We start from the raw sequence: 16,575 nt of genomic DNA, 5'->3' as shown, positions 1-16,575 counted from the left end.
CTAGCCGCGGGTCGCGGCGCCGAGGCGGGCCAGGAAGTGGGCGTTGCCGCCGGTGGCGGCGAGCTGGTGGAGGAGCTGGTCGAGCGCCGCCTGGCGGTCCAGGGTGGACAGCGCGGACCGCAGGGCCCGCAGGCGGTCCCGCTCGACGCCGGTGAGCAGCAGGTCCTCCCGGCGGGTGCCGGAGGCCCGCACGTCGACGGCGGGGAACGTGCGCCGCTCGGCCAGCGCCCGGTCCAGCCTCAGCTCGGCGTTGCCGGTGCTCTTGAACTCCTCGAAGATGAGGTTGTCCGCGGCGGACCCGGTGTCGACCAGGGCGGTGGCGACGACGGTCAGCGAACCACCCTCCTCGACCATCCGGGCGGCGGCGAGCAGCTGCTTGGGCGGGGTGAGCGCGGCCACGTCGATGCCGCCGGAGAGGGTGCGGCCGGCGGAGCGGACGGTCAGGTTGTAGGCACGGCCGAGCCGGGTCAGCGAGTCGAGCAGCACGACCACGTCGTGGCCCAGCTCGACCAGGCGCTTCGCCCGCTCGATCGCCAGCTCCGCCACCGTCGTGTGGTCCTGCGGCGGACGGTCGAACGTGGCCGCGATGACCTCGCCCTTCACCGACCGCTGCATGTCGGTGACCTCTTCCGGCCGCTCGTCGACCAGCACCACCATGAGGTGGCACTCCGGGTTGTTGCGGGTGATCGCGTTCGCGATCGCCTGCAGCACCATCGTCTTACCCGCCTTCGGCGGCGAGACGATCAGCGCCCGCTGGCCCTTGCCGATCGGCATCACCAGGTCGATCACCCGGGTGGTGAGGATGTGCGGCTCGGTCTCCAGCCGCAGCCGCTGGTGCGGGTGGACCGGTGTGAGGCGGTGGAACTCCGGGCGGCGGCGGGCCTGTTCCAGGGGCGTCCCGTTGACGGTGTCGACCCGGAGGAGCGGGGTGTGCCGGCCCCGGTGGGCGGTGGCGGCGACCGCGCCGGTGACGAGGTCACCGCGGCGCAGGCCGTACCGGCGCAGTTGGCCGGCGCTGAGGTGGGCGTCGGCGGTGGACGGCAGGTAGCCGTCCACCCGGAGCAGTGCGTGGTCGTCGACCGTGTCGACGATGCCGCTCACCGGGAGCGGCGCGGAGGTGTCGGTCATCGGGTGCCTTTCGAGAAGTGGCCGTCCCGATCGGGACAGGCGAGGGAGAAGCGAGCATCGGCTCGTTCGGTGCGCAGGCGAGGGATGCGGCGCCTGGCCACCGTGTCCACGAACCGGCGCAGGACCGGTCGTCGACGGCCGGGTGGGGCTGACCGCGGGACGCGCGGCGAAGGCGCAGGCTCGAGTGGCCGCGCTGACCTGTGCGCCGGTGGGACGTTCTGCCGGAGCGGGCGAGCCTGCTCTCCGGCGTCATGCCTGGAGGTCGCGGCCGGCGGGCGAGCCGTCGGGCGGCGCGGGAACCGTGCTCCCGGTTCACTCCCGTGGAGGCCCGGGTCGGGTGCTCAGCGAGCCAGGACGGCGGTGGCGGCGTGGTCGCGGCCGGATCGGCGTCGTGTCGCCGAATGAGCTGCCAGTTCGGTGGAGTGGACCTCGGGTGGTGTGACGCGCCGGCATCCGGGTCCACCGGCAGGCTACCCCGGAACGCCGCCGCCGACAAGCGGATCACGGCCGGCTCGGTAGGCGCCCGGGCCGGGGCTACAGTGAGGGGCGCGCCGACCGGGAGGCCAGCACCGTGACCGCTACCACCGTGGTCGACCAGGTCCACCTGGGTGACCACGTCTGCTGGACGCACGACGACGAGAGGGTCGCTCTCGACGTCGTCGGCCGCTTCGCCGCCACCGGCCTGCGGCTCGGCCACAAGGTCGTCTGCTTCACCGATACCTCCCCGCCGCAGGCGGTGCGCGCCCGCGTCGACGCCGTCGGCGTGCCGACCGAAGCCGCCGTGGCCGCCGGCCAGCTGCGCATCGTGCCGGCCGTGGACGCCTACCCGACCGGCGGCCCGCCGGCCCCGGAGACGATGGTCGCCGTCATGGTCGACGAGGTCGACCGCGCGCGGCACGAGGGTTACCCGGGGATCCGGCTGGCCGGCGACATGGCGTGGGTGCTGCGCAGCGGCAGCACCCTGGGCGACCTGCGCCGGTACGAGACCGCGCTCAACCCGCTCTTCCTGGACACCCGGGTCGCCGGCCTGTGCCTGTACGACCGGCGGCTCTTCCCGGCCGACGACCTGCGCGCCCTGGCCGCCGCCCATCCGGGCACGGCCGGTCCGCACGCCGCGCGGACCTGGGCGCCGCTGCTGCGGGCGTACCGGACGACCGACCCGCCGGGGGTGCGGCTCGTGGGGCAGGTGGACCGGAGCAACCGGGAGGCGTTCACCGCGGTGCTGGACGAGGTGACGACCGACGAGCGGGCGGCGGGCCTCCCGCCGGTGCTGGACGTCTCCGACCTGAGCTTCGCCGACGTGGGCGCCGCCACCGCCATCGTGTGGGCGGACCGGGCGAGCGCCACCGGCGTGCGGCTGGTGGGGTGCCGGCCGGCGCTGCACCGGCTGCTGCACCTGCTCGGTGACGTGCCGACCCCGGAGCGGCCCGCGTGAGCGCGCCCGCCGGGCCGGCGCCGGCCGGCTTCCGCCACGAGCTGACCTTCTACACCGACGCCGCGAGCCTGCTGGCGGTCACCGTGCCGTTCGTCCAGGAGGGACTGGCCGCGGGCGAGCCGGTGCTGGTGGCGACGCCGGGCCCGCAGCTCGCGCTGATCCGCGCGGCGCTCGGTGCGACCGGCGACGCCGTCGGATGGGCCGACATGACCGAGGCGGGGCGCAACCCGGGCCAGATCATCCCGTGCGTGCTCCAGGCGTTCGCCGACCGGCATCCCGAGCGGCGGGTCCGGATCATCGGCGAGCCGGTCTGGGCGGGACGCACCGCCGAGGAGTACCGGGCCTGCGCCCAGCACGAGGCCGCGATCAACTGGGCCTTCGCGGGCCGGGCCGCGAGCATCCTCTGCCCGTACGACGCGGGCCGGCTCGACCCCGGCGTGCTCGCCGAGGCGCGCTGCACGCACCCGCTGCTGGCCGACGGCGGTGGGTGCCGCCGCATCGCCGGCTACGCACCGGCGGCGGTCACCGAGCGGCACAACAAGCCGTTGCCCACCCCCGCCGAGCAGGTCGCGGTGCTCCGCTACGACCTGGCTACGCTGCCGCAGGTCCGGCGGTTCGTCGCCGAGCACGGGCTTGCCGCCGGGCTGGCCGCCGACCGGGTGGCCGACCTGCAGATCGCGGTCACCGAGCTGGCCACGAACAGCGTGGTACACGCGGGCGGCGCCGGCACCCTCCAGGCGTGGCGCACCGACCGGCACCTGGTGTGCGAGATCCACGACGACGGCTGGCTGGCCGATCCGCTCGCCGGCCGGCTCACCCCCGCGCACGACGGCATCGGCGGACGGGGTCTGGTCATCGTGCACGCCCTGTGCGACCTGGTACTGCTGCACACCACCGCGGCCGGCACCACGGTCCGGCTGCACATGCTCCGGGAGGTCCCGTGACGGGAAGCGAACAGACACTGTGTCCGGTCGGCCGGGTCGAGTCGCCCCTGACCGATCCGGCGGCGGCGCCGAAGCAGGGCGACGAGGGCGCCCCGGAGGCGTGGCTGGTCTTCGACGAGGCGTACGCGCCGGCGCTGGACGGGCTGCGGCCCGGCGCGGACGTGCTCGTGCTGACCTGGTTGGACCGGGCCCGGCGGGACGTCCTCGCGGTGCACCCGCGCGGCGACGTGTCCCGGCCGGAGACGGGGGTGTTCGCCACCCGCTCGCCGCACCGGCCGAACCCGATCGGCCTGCACCGGGTGCGGGTGCTCGCCGTGGACGGCGTCCGGCTGCGGGTGGCCGACCTGGAGGCGCTGGACGGCACGCCCGTACTCGATGTCAAGCCGGTGCTCGACGGCGAGCGCTGAGGCCGGCGGCGCCCGGCCGGGCCGCGACCCGGCCGGGCGGTCGGCTCAGTGCCCCCGGGCGATCCACTCGTCGAGGTGGGGCGCCTCGGCGGCGATGCTGGTGTCGTCGCCGTGCCCGGTGTGGACCACGGTCTGCGGCGGCAGGGTGAGCAGGCGGGTGCGGATCGACTCCACGATGGTGCCGAAGTCGCTGAAGGAGCGGCCGGTGGCGCCGGGACCGCCGGCGAAGAGAGTGTCCCCGGTGAAGACCGCGCCGAGGTCGGGGGCGTAGAGGCTGCACGCGCCGGGGCTGTGGCCCGGGGTGTGCAGCACCCGGAGGGTGGTGCCGCCGACCTCGACGGTCTCCCCGTCGGCGAGGTCGCCGTCGGGCGGGGTGTCCGGGTGGACCAGGTCCCAGAGCACCCGGTCGGCCGGGTGCAGCAGCACCGGCGCGCCGGTGGCCCGGGCCAGCTCGGGCGCGACCCGGACGTGGTCGTCGTGCGCGTGGGTGGCCAGGACGGCGACCACCCGGCGGTCGCCGACCACCGCGCGGATGGCGGCGACGTCGTGCGGCGCGTCGACGACCACGCACTCGTCGTCGTCGCCGACCACCCAGACGTTGTTGTCGACGTCGAAGGTCTGCCCGTCGAGGGAGAACGTGCCGGAGGTGACCGTGTGGTCGACGCGGGCGGTCACGGGAAGACCACCACCGACCGGAGCACGTCACCGTGGTGCATCCGGGTGAACGCCTCCTCGACCTGGTCGAGGGCGATCTCCTCGGTGACGAAGGCGTCCAGGTCGAGGCGGCCCTGCCGGTACAGCTCGGTGAGCATCGGGAAGTCGCGGCTGGGCAGGCAGTCGCCGTACCAGCTGGACTTGAGGGCGCCGCCGCGGCCGAAGACGTCCAGCAGCGGCAGCTCGATCCTCATCTCCGGGGTGGGTACGCCGACCAGCACGACGGTGCCGGCCAGATCGCGGGCGTAGAAGGCCTGCTTCCAGGTCTCCGGGCGGCCCACCGCGTCGATGACCACGTCGGCGCCGAATCCGCCGGTCGCGGCGCGGATGGCCTCGACCGGGTCCTCCTCCGAGGCGTTGACGGTGTGCGTGGCGCCGAACTTCCGCGCCCAGTCGAGCTTCCGCGAGTCGGTGTCCACGGCGATGACGGTGGTCGCGCCGGCCAGGGTCGCGCCGGCCACCGCCGCGTCGCCGACCCCGCCGCAGCCGATCACCGCGACCGAGTCGCCCCGGGTCACGTTGCCGGTGTTCATGGCCGCGCCCAGGCCGGCCATGACGCCGCAGCCGAGCAGGCCGACGGCGGCGGGCCGGGCGGACGGGTCGACCTTGGTGCACTGGCCGGCGTGCACCAGGGTCTTCTCGGCGAACGCGCCGATGCCCAGGGCGGGCGCGAGCTCGGTGCCGTCGGTGAGCGTCATCCTCTGCGCGGCGTTGTGGGTGTTGAAGCAGTACCAGGGGCGGCCCCGCCGGCAGGCGCGGCACTGCCCGCAGACCGCCCGCCAGTTGAGCACCACGAAGTCGCCGGGGGCCACCTCGGTGACCCCCTCCCCCACCTGCTCCACGATGCCGGCGGCCTCGTGGCCGAGCAGGAACGGGTAGTCGTCGTTGATGCCGCCCTCGCGGTAGTGCAGGTCGGTGTGGCACACCCCGCAGGACTGGACGCGCACCACCGCCTCGCCCGGCCCCGGGTCGGGCACCACGATGGTGGTGACCTCCACGGGCGCGCCCTTGCGCCGCGAAACGACTCCCCGGACTTCCTGGCTCACTCTGCCTCCTTCGTTCGCGACTGCGGGGCTCGCAGACCCGGCTCGCTCCTCGCGCTCACGGTGCCTCCTTCGTTCGCGACTGCGGGGCTCGCAGACCCGGCTCGCTCCTCGCGCTCACGGTGCCCCCTGCGTTCGCTGTGCGTCGAAAACCTACCGCTGATCACGGTGCGCGGCCCACCGCCGTCCGGCGGGTTATCCCCGCGCGTCGCCGGGTACGCGGTGGCCCGGTTGTCCGGCACCGACGGGAGTGATCATGAGGTTGACCCATGCGCCACTACGGATCATCATCGGCGCGTTCTTCCTGAATTCCGGGCTGTCCAAGCGGTCCCTGGAGGGTGAGGCCGCCGCCGGCATGCACGGCATGGCGGTGGGAGCGATTCCGCAGCTGCGGCAGTTCCCGCCGGACCAGTTCGCGAAGCTGCTCTCCGGTTCCGAGATCGCGCTGGGCGCCGCGCTGCTCACCCCGTTCGTGCCGTCGCTGCTGGCCGGCGCCGGGCTGACCGCCTTCGGGGCCGGCCTGGTGCAGCTCTATCTGAAGACGCCCGGGATGCGGGAGGGGAACAGCCTGAAGCCGTCCCAGGCCGGCATCGGGCTGGCCAAGGACAGCTGGCTGGTGGCCGCCGGGCTGACACTGATCCTGGACTCGCTGGCCCACAAGCGTCGGTTCACGTGACCGGGCTCCCCACCGCGCCGGCGGGCAACCGCAGGGTGTCGGCGGCGTAGCGGCGGCGGGCGGCGTTGCGGTAGCGCAGCACCTGCACCGCGCCCAGCGCCCAGAGCAGGTACTGCACGGCGAACGCCCAGCGGAACGCCGACAGCGGCGGCGCGCTCCGGCCGGCCGGGGTGGCCAGGTCGAGCACCACGCCGACCGCCAGGATCAGCAGGATCGAGGCGACGAACCCGCCGACGTTGACGATGCCGGTGGCGCTGCCGATCCGGTGCACCGGGTTGAAGGTGCGCGCGTAGTCGAAGCCGATCACCGAGCCGGGGCCGTTGACCGCGAGGACGACCACGAGGGCCACGAGCAGCCCGTGCGGGGCGCGGCCGGGCCAGGCCAGCACCACCGCCCAGACGGCGGCCGTGCCGGCGGTGATGGCGAAGACCACGGCCGAGCGGTGGAACGGGTGCCGGGCGCACAGGTGGGCGATCACCGGGCCGCAGACCAGGGTCACCACGGTCATCAGGGTGAGCAGGCCGGCCGCCGCGGTGGGCGAGAAGCCCTGGCCCTGCACCAGGAACGGGTAGCCCCAGAGCAGGGCGAACACCGAGCCGGAGAACTGCGTGACGAAGTGCGTCCAGAGGCCCAGCCGGGTGCCGGGCTGGGCCCAGGCGTCGGCGAGCTGCCGGCGTACCGTGGTCAGGTCGGGCGCGAGCGCGGTGGTGTGCTCCGCGTGCGGAGTGTCCCGGACCGCGACGAGCACCACCAGCAGCACGGTCGCGCCGAGCGCCGCCGCGGTGAGGAACGCCGGCGTCCAGCCCGCGTGGTGCAGCAGCGCGACCAGGGGTACGGCGCCGAGCACCGCGCCGAGCTGCCCGATCGTGCCGGTGAGCTGCACCAGCAGCGGGTTGCGCCGGCCCGGGAACCAGAACGCCACGATCCGCAGCACGCTGATGAAGGTCATCGCGTCGCCCAGGCCGACGAGCACCCGGGCAGCGACGGCGAGCCGGACGTCGGTGGCCACGGCGAAGCAGAGCTGCCCGGCCACCATGAGCGCGCCGCCGGCCAGCAGCAGCCGGCGCGAGCCGAACCGGTCGAGCAGCACCCCGACCGGCACCTGCATGGCCGCGTAGACGGCGAGCTGCGCGACGCTGAAGGTGGCCAGGGCGGCGGCGTTGATGTGGAAGCGGTCCGCCGCGTCGACCCCGGTGACGCCGAGCGAGCTGCGGTGGAAGACCGCGGTCACGTACGCGGTGACGGCCACCGCGAAGACCAGGGCGGCGGACCGGCGCGGCGCAACGGCACGGACGGCGGCGGTCACCGCAGCGTCCGCAGCACGGTCGCGGCGTTGTCGATGTGCGCACCGACCGCGTCGAGCCAGGCCCGCGGGTCGTCGCCGTCGAGGGCGGCGAGCTGGGCGGCGTGCTCGGTGAGGGCCACCTCGGCCCAGCCCGGCGACAGCCGGAAGCTGGCCTCGCCCATCCGCAGCTGCCGGTCGCGCAGCCGGTGGTACAGCTCGGCGAGGATCTCGTTGCCGGCCGCTTCCACGACGGTGGCGTGGAAGGCCCGGTCGGCGGCCATCAGCGCGGTGACGTCGCCGGCGGCGTGCGCCCGGCGCATCTCGTCGAGCCGGCGGGCCAGGTCGTCGCGGATGGCGGCCCGGCGCGGCCAGACCTGCTCGGCGGCGTGCAGCTCGACCAGCCGGCGGGCCTCGACGACGTCGGCGATCTCCCGGGCGGAGACCGGCCGGATCAGCGCCCCCCGCTTCGGGTAGAGCTTCACGAGGCCCTCGGCCTCGAGGCGCAGCAGCGCCTCCCGGACCGGCGTCCGGGACACCCCGGTCGCCTCGGCGATCTCCCCCTCGCTGATCAGCAGCCCGCCCGGGTAGACCTTCTCCAGGATCGCCCGCTTGAGGTGCCGGTAGGCCCGCTCGGCGGCGGACGGTGCGGCGGGCCGCGCCCCGGACACGGGGGTGGGATGCGTCATGTATCTATGGTGCGCCCCGGTCGGCGCGGCACCGTCGTCGACCGGCCCGAACGTGGCCCGGGCCACGTCAGCGCAGCGTGAGCACGCCGTCGGGCGCGCGGGTGAAGCGGGTGCCCCGGCCGACGGTGTCGAGGAGGTCGGCAAGCCAGCCGGCCTCCGCGGGCGTGGCCGGTCGCAGGCGCATCCGGCGTATCCGCAGCGGGACGAGGCGCAGTCCCCGCAGCTCGCCGGTGGCGGCGTCGAGGGTGGCCAGATACAGCAGCCGCAGCTCCGGCCGGTACGCCTCCTGCCCGCCGATCCCCTCGTAGTCGTCGATCAGGTCGCCGCAGCCGTAGAGGACCAGCCGGCCCCGGTAGCGCTCGACGGCGCGGGGATGGTGGGACGAGTGGCCGTGCACCACGTGCACCCCGGCGTCGATCAGGGCGTGCGCGAAGTCGACGTGCCCGTCCGGCACCTCGTGGCCCCAGTTGCTCCCCCAGTGCACCGAGACCACCACGAGGTCGGCCGGCCGCACGGTCCGGGCCATCCGCTCGGCGAGCGCGCCGGCCGCCGCGGCGGACACCTCCGGCAGGTACGCCACGCCGGGCCGGCCGGCCGCCGCGGCCCACTGCGGGAGGATCCCGCTGGACACCGCGCCCACCGACCAGACCAGCAGCCGGCGGTCACCGGCCAGTGGCACCAGCGCCGGGCGCCACGCCTCCTCGGCGTCCCGGCCGGCGCCGGCGGTCCGGATCCCCGCGCCCCGTAGCGCGTCCAGGGTGTCGGCCAGGCCGGTGGGGCCGAAGTCCAGCACGTGGTTGTTGCCGAGGGCGCAGACGTCGAGCCGGGCGGCGGTGAGGCAGGGCAGGTTCGCCGGGTGCATCCGGTAGTGGATGCCCTTGCCGGGTTGGTGCGCCCCGCGCGCCGTCACCGCCGTCTCCAGGTTGACGATCCGCGCGTCCGGACGTTCCGCGTCGAGCAGCCGCAGCGCGTCGCCCCAGGGCCACCCGGGCGGGGCCGGGCGCGGCACCGGCCCGGCGACGGACTCGGCCAGCGCGGCGTACCGGCGGGCGTCGGTGACCAGCTCCTCCCGCAGCTCGGGCGAGCCGGGGTGCGGGAGGAGCTGGTCCACGCCCCGCCCGGTCATCACGTCACCGGCGAGGAAGAGCGTCACCTCGGCCATGCCGGGGTGTTCCCGCCGCGCGGCGCGCCATGCGTGAGACCGGCCGGCGGGGGTACCAGGGCCGCCATGACGACGGACGTGACGATCGTGGTGGCCACCCGCAACCGGCGCCACCAGCTCCTGTCCCTGCTGCCCCGGCACACCGCTCCGGTGATCATGGTGGACAACGGCTCCGACGACGGCACACCGGCCGCCGTGGCCCGGGAGTTCCCCGGTGTCCGGGTCGTGGAACTGGGCCGCAACGCGGGCGCCGGGGCGGCCCGCAACGTGGGGGTGGGCCTGGCCCGCACGCCGTACGTGGCGTTCGCCGACGACGACTCGTACTGGGCGCCGGGCGCGCTCGACCGGGCCGCCGCACTGCTGCGCCGGCACCCGCGTACCGCGTTGCTCACCGGGGAGGTGCGGGTCGGTGCGGCGGCCCGGCGGGACCCCGTCTCGGCCGCCATGGCCCGGGCGCCGCTGGGCACCGAGCCGGACGCGCCGGGGCCCACGGTGCTCGGCTTCCTGGCCTGCGCCGTGGTGCTGCGTCGCGACGCGTACCGGCAGGTCGGCGGCTTCGCCGAGCGGCTCGGCACGTACGGCGAGGAGGCGCTGCTGGCCATGGACCTGGCGGCGGCGGGCTGGAACCTCGCGTACGTGCCGGAGCTGGTGGCCCACCACCTGCCGGTGCCGGCCGGGCGCGACCCGCGCGCCCGCCGCCGGGTGGAAACGCGCAACCGGGTGCTCACCGCGGCGCTGCGCCGGCCCGGGTCGGTGCTGCGCGCGGTGGTGGCCGACGCCTGGCGGGACCCGGCCGGGCGGGCCGGCCTGCGCGACGCGGCCCGCCACTCCGGCTGGGTGCTGCGGCACCGGCGCCGGCTGCCGGTCGAGGTGGAGGCCGCGCTGGTCACGCTGTCCCGCGCCGGGGCCACCGCTCCCCTTTCCGCCGAAGTTCCGGAGCCGGTCCCGTCCGCAGCGGCCTGAGCTGGTTATCGTGGGCGCAGCTGACCGGCCGCCGGTGAGGAGTCCCCTTGACCACGACCGCCTCGTTCCGCGCCTGGCACCGGCCGATGCGGCCGCGCCGGCGCGACGAGGAGCACCGGTCCGCCACGCCGCTGGAGCTCTTCTTCGACCTGTGCTTCGTGGTCGCGGTGGCGCAGGCGTCCGAGGGCCTGCACCACGACGTCGCGGCGGGGCACCTCGGGCACGGGGTGTTCTCCTACCTGAGCGTGTTCTTCGCGATCTGGTGGGCCTGGGTGGGCTTCACCTGGTTCGCCTCCGCCTACGACACCGACGACGACCTCTACCGGCTGACCGTCCTGGTGCAGATCGCCGGGGCGCTGATCCTCGCCGCCGGCGTACCCCGCGCCTTCGTCGAGGGTGACTTCACGACGATCACCTACGGGTACGTGGTGATGCGGCTGGCCGCCATGGCGAACTGGGCGCGGGCCGCGGCCGGCGACCCGGAACGCCGGGCCACCACCCTGACGTTCGTGGCGGGCGTCGGCGTGGTGCAGCTCGGCTGGCTGCTCCGGCTCCTGCTGCCGCCCGCCTGGCTGGTGCCCGCGTTCGTGGTGCTGGTCGTCGCCGACCTGCTGGTGCCGGTGCTCGGCGAACGGCGCGGACAGACCACCTGGCACCCGCGGCACATCTCCGAGCGGTACCAGCTGTTCACCCTGATCGTGCTCGGCGAGGTGGTCCTCTCCACGTCGGTGGCGATCCAGCGCGGGGTGGACGCGGGCAACGGGCAGCTGTGGTCGCTGGCCGCCGCCGGCACGGTGATCGTCTTCGCGATCTGGTGGCTCTACTTCGACCGGCCGAACCCGCTGCCGCCGGAGTCGGTGCCCGGCGCGCTGTTCTGGGGCTACGGCCACTACTTCGCGTTCACCTCGATCGCCGCGGTCGGCGCCGGGCTGGCGGTGGCGGTCGACCACGACCTGCACACCGGCCACGTGTCCGGCCGGGTGGCCGGCTACGCCGTCGCCGTGCCGGTCGCGGTCTTCCTGGTCGCCCTCTGGGGGCTGCACCTACCGGCCAAACGCGGTCTCGGGCTGGTGCTGTTCCCCGCCACGGCCGCGCTGGTGCTGGTGACGCCGTGGCTGTTCGCACCCGTCGACCTGATCGCCGGGGTGCTGGTCGCCCTGGTGGCCGTCACGCTGGTCCTGCGGCACCGGGACGCGTCCAGAACCTCTTGACCAGGGCCGCGAACTCGGCGGCCCGCTCGATCTGCGGCATGTGCCCGGTGTCGCGGAACAGGTGGCCCTGCGCCCGCGGCAGCCGCGACCGCGCGTACGCGAGGTGGGCGGCGGGCAGGATCAAGTCCCGGTCGCCCCAGACGACCAGGGTGGGCAGGTCGAGCGCGGCCACCGCGTCGAGCAGTTCGGCCCGCCACTCGGGGCGTACCCCGCGCCAGGTGCCGAGGCTGCGGACCAGCTCCAGCATCACCCGGGGGGCGTGCGGCTGCCGGGCCGCCGCCAGGGCGGTGGCGATCCGGGCCTCGGTGACGTACGCCGGGTCGTGGAAGATGGCGCGCTCGGTGCGGCGGGCGATCGCCGGGTGCGGGCGCAGCAGCAGGCGGGCCAGGGGCCGCACCGCGAGCAGCCGCAGCGCGGCGGTCACCTCCCGGCCGAAGCCGGCGCTGTTGACCAGCACGAGGCTGGCCGCCCGCTCCGGCGCGTCGGCGGCGAGCCGCATGGCCACCGCCCCGCCCATCGAGTTGCCGACCAGGTGCGCCGGGCCGGCGACCCCGGCGGCGTCGAGGAACTCGGCGACGGCCGTGGCCAGGGTCGGCAGCGTGTGCCGGTCGTCCAGCGGCGCGGAGCCGCCGTGCCCGGGCAGGTCCAGGGCGAGCACCTGGTGATACCGGGCCAGCGCCTCCTGCACGGCGGAGAAGTCCTCCATGGTCCGGCCGATGCCGTGCAGCAGCACCACCGGCGGGCCGTCGCCGGCGATCCGGTAGCGCACCCGCCGCCCGGCGACGGTCCGTGAGTCGGCCGGCGGCAGGGCGAGGGTCACGCCGGCCGTCCCGGCTCCGACGGGACGGCCTCCGGGGCGGGCACCCGGGCCGGGCGCGGCCGCATCCCCAGGGCCAGCACCTTCCCGTACCCGGCGGGGGCCACCCGGGCGAGCAGGTCGGGCAGTTTCGCCGACCAGCCGATCAGCACCCGGCCGCGGCGGCGCTCGACCCCGCGCAGGATCACCTCGGCGGCCTTCGCCGGGTCGATGGAGAGCAGCTTCTCGAACTGCTTCCGGCCGGCCTCGTACTCCTCGACCGGGACGCCACTGCCTACCCGGGCACTGGCCGCGATCCGGGTGCGGATGCCGCCCGGGTGCACCGAGGTGACCCCGACCCCGTCGTCGACGAGTTCGTGCCGCAGCGCCTCGGTGAAGCCGCGCACCGCGAACTTGCTGGCCGAGTAGGCGGCCTGCCCGGCGGGCGCGATCAGCCCGAAGAGGCTGGAGACGTTGACCAGGTGCGCGCCGGGCTCGTCCTTGAGCGCGGGCAGCAGCGCGTGGGTCAGCCGCACCACCGCCCGGAAGTTGATCTCGATGACCCAGAGGAACTCGTCGAGGGTGACCTGGTCGAACCGGCCGCCCAGCGCCACGCCGGCGTTGTTGACCAGCAGCCGGATCCGGGGGTGCGCGGCGAGGATCTCGGCGGCCACGCGGTCGGTCGCGTCGGCGTCGGCCAGATCGACCAGGTGGGTCTCGATCCGCCGGTCGGGGTGCGCGGCGCGGATCGCGGCGACCACGGCGGCCAGCCGCTCGGCGTCCCGGTCGAGCAGGACCAGATCGGCGCCGCGCCGGGCCAGCGCGTGCGCCAGGGCCTCGCCGATGCCGCTGGCCGCGCCGGTCAGCACCGCGGTGCCGCCGGGGAAGACGAAGTCACGCATGACGCTCCTGAGGGGTCAGGCGACGGGCGCGGGCCGGTCGGCGACGGTGGCGGGCGTGCCCGCGCGGGAGAAGCGCACGCCCTCATCGGTGAGCCGGCCGTGGCGCATCAGCAGCACGTCGCGGGGATAGTTCTGGTGCAGCCGCCACGGCGCCGCCGGGCCCTGCTTGGGCAGCTGGTCGACGGCGCGCAGCACGTAACCGGACTGCAGGTCGATGATCGGCACGAGGTCGTCCGAGTCCGGGGCGAGCGGGGTGACGACCTGCTGGCCGGTGTCGTCGAGGTGGCGTAGCAGCCGGCAGACGTACGTGGCGACCAGGTCGGCCTTCAGCGTCCAGGAGGCGTTGGTGTAGCCGATGGTCATGGCGAAGTTCGGCACGCCGGAGAGCATCATGCCCTTGTAGGCGACCGTCGAGGCGAGGTCGACCTCGGCGCCGTCCACGGCCAGGGTCATGCCGCCGAGGGCGAGCAGGTTGAGGCCGGTGGCGGTGACCACGACGTCGGCGGGCAGCTCCTCGCCGGAGGTGAGCCGGATGCCCCGCTCGGTGAAGGTGTCGATGGTGTCGGTGACCACCGAGGCCGTCCCGGCGCTGAGCGCGGCGAACAGGTCCCCGTCGGGCACCACGCACAGCCGCTGGTCCCACGGGTTGTAGCGGGGCGAGAAGTGCCGGTCGAGGTCGTAGCCGACCGGAAGCTTGCCCCGGGCGGCGCGGCGGAGGAACGTCTTCACCAGGCCCGGGGCGCGCCGGCTGAGCTGGAAGTTGGCCACCCCGAGGGCGACGTTCTTCCAGCGGGTCACCGCGTACGCGGCCTTCGCCGGGAGCCAGCGCCGCGCCGCGTCCGCGAACGGGTCGCGCGAGGGCAGCGAGATGACGTACGTGGGCGAGCGCTGGAGCATGGTGACGTGGCCGGCCCGCTCGGCCATGGCCGGGACCAGGGTGACCGCCGTGGCGCCGCTGCCGATCACCACCACCCGCTTGCCGGCGTAGTCCAGGTCCTCGGGCCAGTGCTGCGGGTGCACGAGCCGGCCGGCGTACCGCTCGACGCCGGGGAACTCGGGTGTGTAGCCCTCGTCGTAGCGGTAGTAACCCGAGTTCGTGAACAGGAACCCGCAGGTCAGGACCACGTCCTCGCCGGTGTCGTCGCGACGGGCGCGCACCGTCCAGCGGGCCGTGGCGCTGTCCCACTCGGCGCGCAGCACCCGGTGGTGGAAGCGGATGTGCCGCTGCACGCCGTACTCGCGGACGGTCTCCCGGACGTACTCCCGGATGGCGTCGCCGTCGGCGATCGCCTTGGGGTTGGTCCACGGCTTGAACGAGTAGCCGAGGGTGAACATGTCGGAGTCGGAGCGGATGCCCGGGTAGCGGAACAGGTCCCAGGTGCCGCCGACGGCGCCCCGCGCCTCCAGCACCGCGTACGTCTTGCCGGGGCACTGGCGTTGCAGGTGGACGGCGGCGCCGACGCCGGAGAGCCCGGCGCCGACGATGAGGACGTCGACGTGGTCGGAGGCCATGACATCTCCCGTTCGGCCGGCAGTGGACCGGACACTATCCACCACCGTCGACACCAGTCAACACCCTGTCGAGTGCAATCGACACGGTGTCGAGCGGGTGTAACATCGGCCGACATGACACCCGCCCGTACGCCGACCGGCGCCGCGCCGACGCGCGGGCGGCGACCCGGCCGCTCCACCGGCGACGACCGCGAGGTGGCCATCCTCGCCACCGCCGAGCGGCTGCTGCGGCAGCGGCCCTTCGGCGACATCTCCATCGACGACCTGGCGCGCGGCGCCGGCATCTCCCGGCCCACCTTCTACTTCTACTTCCCGTCCAAGGACGCCGTGCTGCTCACCCTGCTCGACCGGGTGACCGAGGAGGCGGACGCGGCCGCGGGTGACGCGCTGGTCCGGCTCGCCGAGGACCCGCGGGCCCGCTGGCGGGAGCTGATCGACCGGTTCCACGCCACCTTCGGCGGCCACCGGGACGTGGTGCTCGCCTGCGCCCAGGTGCGCGGCACCAACGCCGAGGTGCGCCGGCTCTGGGCCGAGGTCCTCGAACGCTGGGTACGCGCGGTCGAGGCGGCCATCGAGGGGGAACGCGCGCGCGGCGCGGCCCCGGACGGGCTGCCCGCCCGGGACCTCGCCATCGCGTTGAACTCCATGAACGAGCGGGTCTGGTACGCGACCTTCGCCGGGGACGGGCCGGCGGTGGCCGAGCGGGACGTCGTCGACGTGCTGCTCGACGTCTGGCTGACCGCGATCTACCGGACCACCACCCCGCCGGTCAGCCCGTCCGGCTGAAGTCCATGGTCCAGTTGGTCTCCCAGGTCCGCTCGCCGTCGGTGGAGAACGCCTGCTCCCAGCGGCAGGAGGTGGGCGTGCTCCGCGTCCAGATGAACCGGCAGCGGACCGGCCGCCCCTCGTCGGTGTCGTCGGCGTAGAAGGTGCCCACGCCGTCGACGAACCGGCCGACCATCGGCGGGAATTCGAGCACCCCGCGCTTGCTGTTCATCCAGTAGATCGACCACAGCCCGGTGGCCGGGTCGAGGATGCGGACGGTCGAGCCGGAGAAGCCGCGGCTCGGGCAGCGCATCTCGTCGAAGCTGCCGGCGCCGTCGAAGAACGAGTGCGCCACGCTGGTGCCGGAGAACTCGTCCCAGTCGTCGCTGCCGACGTGCCGCTCGCGCAGCCGCCGGTTGGCCACGTCCCAGGTGCCCACGAGGAAGTCGAAGTCGCCCATCAGAAACCCACCGTTCCCTCGGCGCGGCTGTCGGCCAGGTAGCCGGCCAGGTCGGGCCGGTCGGGGGCGAGGACGTGCCGGACCCAGGCGGCCCGCTCGTGCTCCAGCACGCCCAGCTCCCAGACGCAGCCGACGCCGGGCCGGTCCAGCGGGACGAAGTGCGCCGGGTCGTCGTCGGGGCAGTCCAGCGCGGGCTGGCCGGCGATCGCGATCCGGCACTCCACCACGTTGTCGAAGAACCAGCTGTACGCCAGCAGGTACGCGCCGGTGTCCGCGCCCCGGTGCAGCACCACCCAGGCCGCCGGCGGGGTGTCGCCGTCCGGGTCGGGGAGCAGCTTCGGCAGGTACGCGTAGGCGGCGTCGACGACCTCCGGTTCGAGGCGGCGTTCCGGCTGGTCGATGTGGTAACGCTTGACGTGCCGGCCGGCGACCTCGACGGTCCCCGGCACGGTCAGTTCCTTGTTCCGAAATGCCATGCCCGGACAG

Annotated in this window: 18 protein-coding genes; 7 read left to right on the top strand and 11 right to left on the bottom strand. The window is 74.9% G+C overall.

All coding sequences use genetic code 11. The annotated features are described in order from the left end of the window. Positions 1 to 1,128: a transcription termination factor Rho gene (gene rho, locus RMN56_RS26450; protein WP_376787232.1), complete on the bottom strand. Its 1,128-nt coding sequence runs from the start codon at positions 1,126 to 1,128 to the stop codon at positions 1 to 3. Between the two features lie 571 nt (positions 1,129 to 1,699). Between rho and RMN56_RS26445 the strand changes: the two genes are divergently transcribed. From RMN56_RS26445 to tsaA, 3 genes are read left to right on the top strand one after another with little or no spacing between them, the layout of a single operon-like run. Further along, positions 1,700 to 2,563 (top strand): MEDS and STAS domain-containing protein, encoded by an 864-nt coding sequence (locus tag RMN56_RS26445; protein WP_313720332.1) that lies wholly within the window; start codon positions 1,700 to 1,702, stop codon positions 2,561 to 2,563. Beyond that, complete coding sequence (locus RMN56_RS26440) at positions 2,560 to 3,507, top strand: anti-sigma factor RsbA family regulatory protein (protein ID WP_313720331.1); 948 nt, start codon at positions 2,560 to 2,562, stop codon at positions 3,505 to 3,507. Before RMN56_RS26445 ends, RMN56_RS26440 begins: the two co-directional genes overlap by 4 nt. After that, positions 3,504 to 3,914 carry a tRNA (N6-threonylcarbamoyladenosine(37)-N6)-methyltransferase TrmO gene (tsaA, locus tag RMN56_RS26435; RefSeq protein ID WP_313720330.1) on the top strand — a complete coding sequence of 137 codons (411 nt, stop codon included), beginning with the start codon at positions 3,504 to 3,506 and terminating at the stop codon, positions 3,912 to 3,914. The genes RMN56_RS26440 and tsaA overlap by 4 nt, the downstream gene beginning before the upstream one ends. Positions 3,915 to 3,959: 45 nt before the next feature. Here tsaA and RMN56_RS26430 read toward each other — a convergent pair whose 3' ends face one another. Both RMN56_RS26430 and RMN56_RS26425 read right to left on the bottom strand, forming a co-directional pair. Next, on the bottom strand, positions 3,960 to 4,589 hold the full coding sequence (locus tag RMN56_RS26430; RefSeq protein WP_313720329.1) for an MBL fold metallo-hydrolase: 630 nt from the start codon (positions 4,587 to 4,589) through the stop codon (positions 3,960 to 3,962). Further along, complete coding sequence (locus RMN56_RS26425; protein ID WP_262281756.1) at positions 4,586 to 5,674, bottom strand: S-(hydroxymethyl)mycothiol dehydrogenase; 1,089 nt, start codon at positions 5,672 to 5,674, stop codon at positions 4,586 to 4,588. The genes RMN56_RS26430 and RMN56_RS26425 overlap by 4 nt, the downstream gene beginning before the upstream one ends. A gap of 253 nt (positions 5,675 to 5,927) precedes the next feature. Between RMN56_RS26425 and RMN56_RS26420 the strand changes: the two genes are divergently transcribed. Then, positions 5,928 to 6,347, top strand: coding sequence for a hypothetical protein (locus tag RMN56_RS26420; RefSeq protein WP_313720328.1), 420 nt, complete (start codon positions 5,928 to 5,930; stop codon positions 6,345 to 6,347). Here the strand turns inward: RMN56_RS26420 and RMN56_RS26415 are convergent. The 3 genes from RMN56_RS26415 to RMN56_RS26405 all read right to left on the bottom strand — a co-directional run bounded on the left by RMN56_RS26415 (position 6,340) and on the right by RMN56_RS26405 (position 9,480). Continuing rightward, positions 6,340 to 7,653, bottom strand: coding sequence for an MFS transporter (locus RMN56_RS26415; RefSeq protein ID WP_313720327.1), 1,314 nt, complete (start codon positions 7,651 to 7,653; stop codon positions 6,340 to 6,342). The genes RMN56_RS26420 and RMN56_RS26415 overlap by 8 nt on opposite strands. Beyond that, positions 7,650 to 8,318, bottom strand: coding sequence for a GntR family transcriptional regulator (locus RMN56_RS26410; RefSeq protein WP_313720325.1), 669 nt, complete (start codon positions 8,316 to 8,318; stop codon positions 7,650 to 7,652). Before RMN56_RS26410 ends, RMN56_RS26415 begins: the two co-directional genes overlap by 4 nt. A gap of 67 nt (positions 8,319 to 8,385) precedes the next feature. Continuing rightward, on the bottom strand, positions 8,386 to 9,480 hold the full coding sequence (locus RMN56_RS26405; protein WP_313720324.1) for a CapA family protein: 1,095 nt from the start codon (positions 9,478 to 9,480) through the stop codon (positions 8,386 to 8,388). 66 nt (positions 9,481 to 9,546) lie between these two features. Between RMN56_RS26405 and RMN56_RS26400 the strand changes: the two genes are divergently transcribed. Beyond that, positions 9,547 to 10,443: a glycosyltransferase family 2 protein gene (locus tag RMN56_RS26400; RefSeq protein WP_313720323.1), complete on the top strand. Its 897-nt coding sequence runs from the start codon at positions 9,547 to 9,549 to the stop codon at positions 10,441 to 10,443. A 47-nt stretch (positions 10,444 to 10,490) separates the two neighbouring features. Next, complete coding sequence (locus RMN56_RS26395; protein WP_313720321.1) at positions 10,491 to 11,654, top strand: low temperature requirement protein A; 1,164 nt, start codon at positions 10,491 to 10,493, stop codon at positions 11,652 to 11,654. On the opposite strand, the gene RMN56_RS26390 is transcribed toward RMN56_RS26395, so the two are convergent. The 3 genes from RMN56_RS26390 to RMN56_RS26380 are packed head-to-tail and all read right to left on the bottom strand — an operon-like array spanning position 11,611 to position 14,864. After that, positions 11,611 to 12,474, bottom strand: coding sequence for an alpha/beta fold hydrolase (locus tag RMN56_RS26390; protein WP_313720320.1), 864 nt, complete (start codon positions 12,472 to 12,474; stop codon positions 11,611 to 11,613). The genes RMN56_RS26395 and RMN56_RS26390 overlap by 44 nt on opposite strands. Beyond that, complete coding sequence (locus RMN56_RS26385) at positions 12,471 to 13,352, bottom strand: SDR family NAD(P)-dependent oxidoreductase (protein WP_313720319.1); 882 nt, start codon at positions 13,350 to 13,352, stop codon at positions 12,471 to 12,473. The genes RMN56_RS26390 and RMN56_RS26385 overlap by 4 nt, the downstream gene beginning before the upstream one ends. A 15-nt stretch (positions 13,353 to 13,367) precedes the next feature. Continuing rightward, a complete protein-coding gene (locus RMN56_RS26380) occupies positions 13,368 to 14,864 on the bottom strand; it encodes a flavin-containing monooxygenase (protein WP_313720318.1) in 1,497 nt (498 codons plus the stop codon). 114 nt (positions 14,865 to 14,978) lie between these two features. Between RMN56_RS26380 and RMN56_RS26375 the strand changes: the two genes are divergently transcribed. Continuing rightward, positions 14,979 to 15,650, top strand: coding sequence for a TetR/AcrR family transcriptional regulator (locus RMN56_RS26375; RefSeq protein ID WP_313720317.1), 672 nt, complete (start codon positions 14,979 to 14,981; stop codon positions 15,648 to 15,650). Here the strand turns inward: RMN56_RS26375 and RMN56_RS26370 are convergent. Together RMN56_RS26370 and RMN56_RS26365 are read right to left on the bottom strand one after the other, a co-directional pair. Continuing rightward, positions 15,634 to 16,089, bottom strand: coding sequence for a hypothetical protein (locus RMN56_RS26370; protein ID WP_313720316.1), 456 nt, complete (start codon positions 16,087 to 16,089; stop codon positions 15,634 to 15,636). The two genes, RMN56_RS26375 and RMN56_RS26370, sit on opposite strands and share 17 nt — an antisense overlap. Next, complete coding sequence (locus RMN56_RS26365) at positions 16,089 to 16,565, bottom strand: hypothetical protein (protein ID WP_313720315.1); 477 nt, start codon at positions 16,563 to 16,565, stop codon at positions 16,089 to 16,091. The genes RMN56_RS26370 and RMN56_RS26365 overlap by 1 nt, the downstream gene beginning before the upstream one ends. Between the last annotated feature and the right edge of the window lie 10 nt (positions 16,566 to 16,575).

The organism is Micromonospora halotolerans (genome assembly GCF_032108445.1).
Classification (GTDB): Bacteria; Actinomycetota; Actinomycetes; order Mycobacteriales; family Micromonosporaceae; genus Micromonospora; species Micromonospora halotolerans.
Note: the sequence above shows the minus strand (reverse complement) of the source record. Positions and strands in the feature narration are given on the sequence as shown.